The organism is Micrococcus sp. HG099 (assembly GCF_024723355.1).
Classification (GTDB): domain Bacteria; phylum Actinomycetota; class Actinomycetes; order Actinomycetales; family Micrococcaceae; genus Micrococcus; species Micrococcus endophyticus.
Genome location: NZ_JANQCJ010000093.1, coordinates 1 through 9,560, shown reverse-complemented (window position 1 = coordinate 9,560; position 9,560 = coordinate 1). Strand labels below are relative to the sequence as shown.

Annotated in this window: 8 protein-coding genes; 4 read left to right on the top strand and 4 right to left on the bottom strand. The window is 76.5% G+C overall.

Annotated features, from left to right (window positions below):
• Positions 1-1,542: Pls/PosA family non-ribosomal peptide synthetase (locus NWP10_RS08660; RefSeq protein ID WP_375162478.1), on the top strand; the 1,542-nt coding region annotated here is incomplete at its 5' end.
• Positions 1,539-2,879: a M1 family metallopeptidase gene (locus tag NWP10_RS08655; RefSeq protein ID WP_258300579.1), complete on the top strand. Its 1,341-nt coding sequence runs from the start codon at positions 1,539-1,541 to the stop codon at positions 2,877-2,879. The genes NWP10_RS08660 and NWP10_RS08655, both read left to right, overlap by 4 nt.
• Before the next feature lie 41 nt (positions 2,880-2,920).
• Here NWP10_RS08655 and NWP10_RS08650 read toward each other — a convergent pair whose 3' ends face one another.
• From NWP10_RS08650 to pheS, 3 genes are all read right to left on the bottom strand, one after another.
• On the bottom strand, positions 2,921-3,316 hold the full coding sequence (locus NWP10_RS08650; RefSeq protein ID WP_258300582.1) for a 4'-phosphopantetheinyl transferase superfamily protein: 396 nt from the start codon (positions 3,314-3,316) through the stop codon (positions 2,921-2,923).
• A gap of 287 nt (positions 3,317-3,603) precedes the next feature.
• On the bottom strand, positions 3,604-6,180 hold the full coding sequence (gene pheT, locus NWP10_RS08645; protein ID WP_258300578.1) for a phenylalanine--tRNA ligase subunit beta: 2,577 nt from the start codon (positions 6,178-6,180) through the stop codon (positions 3,604-3,606).
• Positions 6,181-6,183: 3 nt separating this feature from the next.
• Positions 6,184-7,266, bottom strand: a complete 1,083-nt coding sequence (pheS, locus tag NWP10_RS08640; protein WP_017489461.1) for a phenylalanine--tRNA ligase subunit alpha — start codon at positions 7,264-7,266, stop codon at positions 6,184-6,186.
• An 86-nt stretch (positions 7,267-7,352) separates the two neighbouring features.
• Between pheS and NWP10_RS08635 the strand changes: the two genes are divergently transcribed.
• A complete protein-coding gene (locus tag NWP10_RS08635) occupies positions 7,353-7,823 on the top strand; it encodes a hypothetical protein (protein WP_258300577.1) in 471 nt (156 codons plus the stop codon).
• Between the two features lie 20 nt (positions 7,824-7,843).
• Here the strand turns inward: NWP10_RS08635 and NWP10_RS08630 are convergent, their stop codons facing one another.
• The gene (locus NWP10_RS08630) at positions 7,844-8,506 is read right to left on the bottom strand and encodes a pyroglutamyl-peptidase I (protein WP_309137716.1); all 663 of its coding nucleotides are present in this window, start codon (positions 8,504-8,506) and stop codon (positions 7,844-7,846) included.
• Between the two features lie 91 nt (positions 8,507-8,597).
• On the opposite strand from NWP10_RS08630, the gene NWP10_RS08625 reads away from it, so the two are divergent.
• A partial coding sequence (locus tag NWP10_RS08625; RefSeq protein ID WP_258300576.1) for an Rv2578c family radical SAM protein occupies positions 8,598-9,560 on the top strand: 963 nt, incomplete at its 3' end.

Sequence of the window (9,560 nt, the reverse complement as noted above, 5' to 3'; positions counted from 1 at the left end):
GGCCAGCGGCACGCCGGCTCCCCCGCCGCCAAGGTGGGCAAGGTCCGCGCGGACGGGCCCAACGTGGCTCCGCCCCGGGCCACCGGCTGGCGGGCCGTCTCGACGGTGCTGTCCACGCTCGTCGCCCTGCTGGGACTCGTGGCGGCCGGCGCCGCGGCCGCCGTGGGCGCCTGGTCCCTGACCTGGTGGCCGCCGGCGGACCCCACCGGCCCCGCGGCCGCCGTGGGCGTCACGGCGCTGCGGCTGCTCGCGGCCAGCCCGCTGATCGCGGCGGTCTGGTTCGGGGCGCAGATGCTGCTCGTGCTGGGCGCGGTGCGCCTGCTCTCCGTGGGGATCACGGAGGGCCACCATCCCGTGCGCTCCCGCGTGGGCTGGCAGATCTGGGCCACGGAGCGGATCCTCGACGCGGCCCGCGACCAGCTGTTCCCGCTCTACGCCTCCCGCTTCACCCCCGTGTGGCTGCGCCTGCTCGGTGCGGAGGTCGGCCGCGGCGTCGAGGCCTCCACCGTGGTGCTGCTGCCGGGGATGACCCGCGTGGGCGACGGCGCCTTCCTCGCCGACGACACGATGGTCTCCTCCTACTCGCTCGAGGGCGGCTGGATGCACGTGGCCCCCGCGAAGGTGGGCAAGCGCGCCTTCGTGGGCAACTCCGGCATGGTGCCCGCCGGGCGCACCCTGCGGCGCGACTCGCTCGTGGCCGTGCTCTCCACCACCCCGGCCAAGACCAAGGCCGGGACCTCGTGGATGGGCTCCCCGCCCGTGCGCCTGCGCCGCACCGAGGTGGCCGCGGACGCCTCCGTGACCTACGCCCCCACCGCCCGCCTGAAGGCCGCGCGCACCGGCTGGGAGCTGCTGCGCGCGATCCCCGTGTGGCTGCACGTGGCGCTGACCATCGCGACGGGCGCCGCCCTGGCCGCGCTCACCGCCGTGGGCACATGGGCGCTGGCCGCCGTCCTGGGCGGCGCCGTGCTCCTGGCCGCCGGCGCCGCGGCGGCCACGTTGACCGTCCTGGCCAAGAAGGCCTTCGTGGGCCGAGTGCGCCCCGGCGAACACCCGCTGTGGTCCTCGTTCATCTGGCGCAACGAGGTGGCGGACACGTTCACCGAGTTCCTGGCGGCGCCCTGGTTCGCCCGCGCCGCCGCCGGCACCCCCGCCCTCGTGTGGTTCCTGCGCGCCATGGGCACCCGGATCGGCCGCGGCGCCTGGGTGGAGTCCTACTGGCTGCCCGAGGCCGACCTCGTCACCCTCGGCGACGGCGCCACCGTGAACCGCGGCTGCGTCGTCCAGACGCACCTGTTCCACGACCGCGTGATGTCCCTGGACGAGGTCGTCCTCGCCGACGGCGCCACGCTCGGCCCGAACTCGGTGGTGCTGCCCGCGGCGCGGCTGGGCCGCGGCACCACCGTCGGCGCCGGCTCCCTCGTGATGCGCGGCGAGGAGCTGCCCGCCGGCACCTGGTGGCTCGGCAACCCCGTCTCCCCCTGGCGCCGCCCCGACGGCGTGCCCGACCCGTCCCCCGCACCGTCCCGAGAGGCAGCATGAGCACCGACCCCTACGTCCCCGGCGTCGGCACCGACGCCGCCGCGATCGAGCACGTGGTGCTGGACCTCGACGTCCGCCTCGCCGCGAACCGGGTCTCCGGCACGGCCGTCCTGTCCGTGCGCCTGACGCGCCAGAGCCGGCGGATCGAGCTGGACCTGCACCGCCTGCGCGTGTCGAAGGTGGGCGCCGCCGTCGACGGCCGCGCGCTGCCCGCCTCCTTCTCCCAGCCCCGCCGCTGGCCGAGCCGCCTCGTGGTGGACCTGGGCGAGAGCCGGCCCGAGGGGACGCTCGTGGAGCTCACCGTGGCCTACGCGGGCACGCCCACGCCCCGGCGCAGCCCCTGGGGCACCATCGGCTGGGAGGAGCTGTCCGACGGCGTCCTCGTGGCCGGCCAGCCCCACGGCGCCTCCACGTGGCTGCCGTGCGTGGACTCCCCCGTCTCCCGCTCGACGGCGGACATCACCCTGACTTGCGACGCCGGCTACCTGCCCGTCGCCAACGGCGTGGGCGCGCCCGTGCGCACCCGCAGCTCACGGGTGACCTGGCGGTGGCGCCTGACCCAGCCCGTGCCCGCCTACCTGCTCACGGTGCAGATCGGGCGCTACCGGCTCGTGGACGCCGCCGCGCCAGCCGAGGGCCTGCCGCCGCTGCGGCTCGTGGCCTCGACGCGCACCGAGCAGCGGGCACGCGCGGCCCTCGCCGCCCAGCCGGCCATGATGGCGGCCTTCACCGCCGCCTACGGCCCCTACCCGTTCGAGGAGTACACCGCCGTGGTGGCGGACGACGTCCTGGAGATCCCGCTCGAGGCGGCCGGCATGTCCCTGTTCGGCACCAACCACCTGGACGGCTCGTGGGAGTCCGAGCGGCTGATCGCCCACGAGATGGCCCACCAGTGGTTCGGCAACGCCGTGACCCTGGGCCGCTGGGCGGACCTGTGGCTGCACGAGGGCTTCGCCTGCTGGTCCGAGTGGCTCTGGGCGGAGGCGTCCGGGCGCTCGAGCATCGCCTCCATGGCGCGACGGGCCTGGCAGCGGCTGGCTGAGGACCCCGTGGAGCACGTGCTCACCGAGCCCGGCGCCGCCGAGATGTTCGACGACTGGGTCTACAAGCGCGGCGCCCTCACCGTGGAGGCGCTGCGCGTGCTGCTCGGCCGGGAGGTCTTCGGCTCGATGCTGCGCGCGTGGGTGGACGAGCACCGCTTCGGCACCGTGGACACCGCCGGCCTGCGCGCCCACGTCCACGCGTGGGCCCCGCGAGCCCAGGTCACGCCCGAGCAGGTCGACGAGCTCTTCGAGGCGTGGACCCGGCGGCCCGAGCTGCCGCCCTTCCCCGGCTGAGGAGAGGCCGGCCGGCGGGGACCGGAGCGGCGGCGCGGCCCTCAGGCGCGGCGCAGGGCGACGGAGCCGACGATCCCGTCCGGCAGCCCGGCGGCCACGTCGAGGAGCACGACGCCGGGCGGCGGGTGCAGCGCGGCGACGTCGGCCGGGTCCCCCGTGAAGCCGGTGCCGGCCGCCTTCACGAGCGCCTCCTTGCGCGTCCAGAGCCGGGCCCGCGCCGCGGGCCGCTCGGACCGCGGCCGCGCGGCCGCCCACGCGCGCTCCGCCGTCGAGAAGCCGACCTCGCCGAGCGCGTCAGGATCGGCGAACGCGGGCGCGTCCACCCGCTCCACGTCGAGGCCGAGGCCCGGCGCGGCGGCGGGACCGTCGTCGGGCCCCGCAGCGTCCTCGGCGCCGTCACCGTCGCCGCCCGGCGTCCACCAGGCGCCGACCCGCAGCCGGACGCCGGTGCGCGGATCCGTGACGCGGGAGAACGAGACGAGCGCGCGCCGGCCGGCCGGCAGCCCACGCAGCCGCGGGGCCCCGTGGTCCGTGCCGGCGCACCCCGGACAGCGGCGCTCCAGCGCGAGGGGGCCGACCGGCTCGTCCCAGAGCCGGCCGAGCGCCGCCGCAACCTCTCCGAGGACGGCCCCGGATGCGGCGTCGGCCGCCCCCGCCTCAGCGGGGACGGCCGACGTCAGGCCCCACGCGCCGGGGATCCCGGCGCGGACGGCGGGGTGCGGGGTCAGCGCTGGACCGCCCCGTGCCGCTGGGCGGCGAGCGCCGTCGCCGCGGCCCGGGCCTCCGAGGCTTCCTCCGCGGTGAGGGTGCGGTCCGGGGCGCGGAAGCGCAGCGAGAACGCGAGCGACTTGCTCCCCTCGGGGACGCCGGGGCCGCGGTAGACGTCGAACAGCTCGACGGACTCCAGCAGCTCGCCCGCGCCCTCGGCGAGGCTCGCGCGCACGTCGCCGGCGACGACCGCCTCCTCCACCACGAGCGCCACGTCCTGGGTGCTCATCGGGTACGTGGACAGCGGCACGGCCACCACGGCCGGCGGGGCCGCGGCGCACAGCGCGTCGAGGTCCAGCTCCCACACGCTGGTGCGCGCGGGCAGGTCCTCGGCCTCGAGCCACTGCGGGTGCAGCTCGCCGGCGACGCCGACCACCTGGTCCCCGCGCTCGCCGAGGACGACGAGCTCGGCCACGCGGCCCGGATGGAACGCGTGGTGGCGGCCCTGGCGGACCGCCAGCTCGACGCCGAGCACGTCGGCGACGGCGAGGGCGGCGGAGACGGCGTCCTGCCAGTCCACGGGGCGGGGGGCGTGGTCCGGGCCGGGCGCCGAGTCGTGGCCGGCGTACAGGCCGGCCACGCGCCACGGCTGGGCCGGGATCCCGGCCTCGAGGTCGGCGAGGACCTCCGGGGCCGGGTGCGCGGCGCGCGGCGGGATGGACGCGGAGCCCAGCTGCGTGCCGGGCAGGAACACGAGGCCCGCCTCGTACAGGGCGAGGTCCCGGAATCCGCGGCCCAGGTTGCGGCGCGCGGTCTCCACGAGCCCGGGCAGCAGGGACAGGCGCATGTACCGGTACTGCGAGGAGATCGGGTTGGCCAGGGCCACCATCTCCAGCGCCTCGCCCTGCTCCTCGGAGTCCACGCCGAAGCGGCGGTTCTGCTCCGCGGAGACGAACGGGTAGGCGAGCACCTCGGTGTGCCCGGCGGCCGCGAGCGCGGCGGACACGCGGCGGCGTTGCGCCTGGCGTCGGGTGAAGCCGCGCCCGGGCGGGGCCACCGGCACCACGGACGGGATCGCGTCGTAGCCGCGCAGGCGCGCGACCTCCTCCACGAGGTCCTCGGGGACCCGCAGGTCGGTGCGCCACGAGGGCGCGGTCACGCGCAGGCGGGGGGCGGCGCCGTCGGCGGCCTCGGCGGCCTCCACCTGCGCGCCCAGGGCGCGCAGGGTCTCGGCGACCTCGTCCGCGGTGTACTCCACGCCCACCAGGGCCGTGGGGAAGTCCGCGGCCATCTCGACGACGGCCGGCTCGGGGCGCGTGCCGACGTCCGTGACGCCGGGCTCGGCGGTGCCGCCGGCCAGCTCCACGAGCAGCTGCACGGCCCGCTCGGCCGCCTCGTCCGCGATCTCCCAGTCCACGCCGCGCTCGTTGCGCTTCGAGGCCTCGGAGGGCAGGCGGTGGCGACGGCGGGTGCGGGCGATCGAGATGGGGTCGAAGTTCGCCGACTCGATGACGATCGTGGTGGTCGCGTCCGTGACCTCGGTGACCAGCCCGCCCATGACGCCGGCGAGGCCGATGGGCCCGGAGTCGTCGGTGATGAGCAGGTCCTCGGGGTCGAGCGTGCGCTCCTTGTCGTCCAGGGTGCGCAGGGTCTCCCCCGCCCGGGCCCGGCGGACCACGATCTCGCCCGCGAGCTTCTGCGCGTCGTAGAAGTGCAGCGGCTGGCCGAGCTCCCACATCACGTAGTTGGAGATGTCCACGGGCAGGGAGATGGAGCGGATGCCGGCCAGGCGCAGGCGCGCCGTCATCCACGGCGGCGTCGGACGCGAGGCGTCCACGCCGGAGACCGTGCGCGCCACGAAGCGCGTGGCGCCGGGGGCGCCGTAGATCGGGGCGTCGTCGGCGATCCGGACCGGGTGGCCGGCGTCGTCCGCGGCGGGCGGGGTGAGCGCCGCGGCCGGGTCCGTGAACGGCACGCCCGTGGCGTGGGCGTACTCGCGGGCCACGCCGCGCATCGAGAACGCGTAGCCGCGGTCCGGGGTCACGTTGATCTCGGCGGCCTCGCCCTGCAGGTCCAGCACCTCGAGGGCGTCCGTGCCGGGCTCGGGGTCCAGGCCGAGGGTGGAGAGCACGAGGATCCCGTCATGGTCGTCGCCGATGCCCAGCTCGCGCACCGAGGCGATCATGCCGGCCGAGACGTGGCCGTAGGTCTTGCGCGGGCTGATCCGGAAGTCCCCGGGCAGCACGGCGCCGGGCAGGGTCACGACGACCTTGTCCCCGACCTCGAAGTTGTGGGCGCCGCAGACCACGCCCTGCACGCCGCTCGGGTCGATGCCCTCGCCGGTGAGCGTCTGCTCGGCGCCCTCGGGCACCACGCGGACCGTGCACCAGTTGATGATCTTGCCGTTCTTCTGGGGCTCGGGCTCCTTGGAGAGCACCTGCCCGACGACGATCGGGCCGCGCAGCTCGTCGGAGGGACGGTGGACGTCCTCCTCCTCGAGGCCCACGCGGACGAGGTCCGCCATGACGTCCTCGGCGCGATGCTCGGCGGGCACGGGCACGAACTCCCGCAGCCAGTCCAGGGGGATGCGCATGGATCAGACCTCCATTCCGAAGTGCTGGGAGAAGCGGACGTCGCCCTCGATCATGTCCCGCATGTCCGGGACCTCGTTGCGGAACATGAGCGTGCGCTCCACGCCCATGCCGAACGCGAAGCCGGAGAACTCCTCCGGGTCCAGGCCGGCGGCGCGCAGCACGTTCGGGTGGACCATGCCGCAGCCGCCCCACTCGATCCAGCGGGGCCCGCCCTTGGCGCCCGGGTGCCAGATGTCCAGCTCGGCGCTGGGCTCCGTGAAGGGGAAGAAGTTCGGGCGCAGGCGGATGGCCGCCTCCTCGCCGAACATCTGCCGGGCGAAGTACTCGAGGGTGCCGCGCAGGTGGGCCATGGTCAGCCCGCGGTCCACGGCCAGGCCCTCGAACTGGTGGAACACCGGGGTGTGGGTGGCGTCCAGCTCGTCCGTGCGGAAGGTGCGGCCCGGGCAGAGCACGTAGGTGGGCGCGCCGCGCTCGAGCAGGGAGCGCATCTGCACCGGGGAGGTGTGGGTGCGCAGCAGCAGGTGGGCCTCGGAGGGCTCCACGAAGAAGGTGTCCTGCATCTCGCGGGCCGGGTGGTCCGGGGCGAAGTTCAGGGAGTCGAAGTTGAACCACTCGGACTCGAGCTCGGGGCCCTCCGCGATCTCCCAGCCCATCCCCACGAAGATCTCGGACACGCGGTCCATCGTCAGGGACAGCGGGTGGCGGGCGCCCACGCGGCGGCGACGGACGGCCGCGGTGACGTCCACGGTCTCCTCGCGCAGGATGCGCTCGGCCTGCTCGGCCTCGAGCACCTCAGTGCGGGCGGCCAGGGCCTTGTTCAGGCGGCCGCGGGCGCCGCCCATGAGCTTGCCGGCCTCGGCCTTGCGCTCCTTGGGCAGGGCGCCGATCCCCTTGTTCGCGAGGGTCAGGGGGGCGCGGTCGCCGGTGTGGGCCAGGCGGGCGGCCTTGAGCTCGTCCAGGTCGGCCGCGGCGTCGAACGCGGCGAGCGCGGCCTGCACGGCGGCGTCCACCGCCGCCGCGTCCACGGGGGAGATCTCCGCCGCGGGCGCCGTGGGCTCCGCGCCGGTCTCGGGGCTGGGTGTCATCGGGGCAACGACCTTCGCATGGGGGACGGTGGGACGCCCGCCAGTCTAGTGTCCGCGCCGGACGCGTCAGGCCTAGGCTGAGGCGCATGACCGCCCCGGACTCCCCCGCCGGCGTGGGCGCCGGGCCCCCGCCCCTGCGCCGGCGCACCCGCGCCCGGGGCCTGTGGAACCTCGTCAACCTGTCCACGCCGCTGGGGCTGGTGGGCGCCGTCGTCAGCGGCTGCGCGCTGCGGCCCGGTCCGCACGGGCTGATCGAAGCCCGGGGCTGGCGGCACTCCTTCCCCGGCGGCGCGGCCTTCACCGTGGGCGACGTGGTGTTCACCCGGCCCGGACTGCGGATGACCGAGGACCTGTGGCGGCACGAGGCCGGGCACGCCGCCCAGTACGCCGGGATGCTGGGGCTGCCGTTCCTGCCGGCGTACGCCGCGGCGGCGGCGTGGTCGACCTGGCGGACCGGGGACCCGGCCTCCCGCAACCCGTTCGAGCGCGGCGCCGGGCTGGCCCTGGGCGGGTACGTCGAGCGGCCCGTGCGCCGCGGACCCCGACGGCGCCGCTGAGGCGGGCGCCACAGGGGGCCTCAGTGGAGGGTGCCGCCGGGCAGGTCGAGGTCGGCGCCGCCCTCGAGGGCCACGAGCGCGACCTCCGCGACCGCGCGGGCGAGGTCCGCGGCCGGCAGGGCCGGGGCGTCCGGCCGCGGGCGATGCGCGAGGTCCCACGGCACGTGCACGAAGCCGGCGGCGCGCGCCGTCCCCGGGGCGTCCAGCAGCGCGTACATCACGTGGTTGCACACGAACGCGCCGGCAGAGAGCGACGGCTCGGCCGGGACGCCGGCCGCCCGCACCGCCTCGACGGCGCGTTTGACCGGCAGGGTGGCGAAGTGGGCGGCGGGGCCCTCGGCGCGCACCGGGCGGTCCACGGGCTGGTCCCCCGCGTTGTCCGGGATGCGGGCGTCCTGCAGGTTCACGGCGATCCGCTCCACCCGGACGGCACCCGTCCCGCCGGCCAGCCCGACGGCGACCGCCGCCTCGGGCCGGGTCCGCTCGAGGGCGGCGGCCAGCGCGGGGCCGGCGGCGGCGAACACGCACGGCAGCTCCACGGCCTCGGCGGCCACCCCCCGCTCCGCCAGGAGCGCCACGGCGTCGCGGGCGGCGACGATCGAGGGATTGTGCCCGTCCCCGCCGAACGGCTCGAAGCCGGTGAGCAGCACGCGGACGGCGGACGCGGAGGCGGGGGTCGTCATGGCGACCACGGTAGCGGGCGGGGCGGGCCGAGCCACGCCCGACATCGAACACGTTTGCGGACTTACTCGAACATGTGTTCTACTGCTGGGCATGCGATGGGAAGCGCAGACCCTGCGGTCCGAGAGCGGAGCCCAGCGGGAGGCGGCCGGCACACCGGCCGGCTCCGCCGCCCTGCTGCCGCTCTCGGACCTGCAGCGGAGCGTCACCACGCCCGAGTTCGCCGGCGTGACGTTCCACGAGGTGCTGGCCAAGACCGCGCTCAACGCCGTCCCCGCCGCCTCGGCCATGCCGTTCCGCTGGACCGTCAACCCGTACCGCGGCTGCACGCACGCGTGCCGCTACTGCTACGCGCGCAGCACCCACTCCTTCCTCGACCTGGACGCGGGCGAGGACTTCGACCGGCAGATCGTGGTGAAGGTCAACGTGGCCCAGGTGCTCCGCGCCGAGCTGGCCCGGCCCACGTGGGGCCGCGAGGCCGTGGCCCTGGGGACCAACACGGACCCGTACCAGCGGGCCGAGGGCCGGTACGGCCTCATGCCGGGGATCATCGAGGCGCTCGCGGACGCCGGCACCCCGTTCTCCGTGCTCACCAAGGGCACGCTGCTGGCGCGGGACGTGCCGCTGCTGCAGGCCGCCTCGCGCAGCGTCCCCGTGCAGGTGTCCCTGTCCCTGGCGATGCTCGACCCGGCGGTCGCCGCCGCCGTGGAGCCCGGCACCCCGTCCCCGGCCGCGCGCCTGCGCCTGATCGAGCGCCTGGCCGCCGCGGGGGCGGACGTCACCGTGATGGCCATGCCACTGCTGCCCTGGCTCACGGACGGGGACCGCGACCTGGACGCGCTCATGCGCGCCCTCGCCGCGGCGGGGGCGGCCCGCGTGATGCCCGGCGCCCTCCACCTGCGCCCCGGCGCGAAGGAGTGGTACCTGCGCTGGATCCGGCAGGAGCACCCGGACCTGCTGGCCGGCTACGAGCAGATGTACGCCCGCTCCGCCTACGCGCCCGAGTCCTACCGGCGCACGCTGGCCCGCGCGGCCGGCGAGGCCGCCGCCCGACAC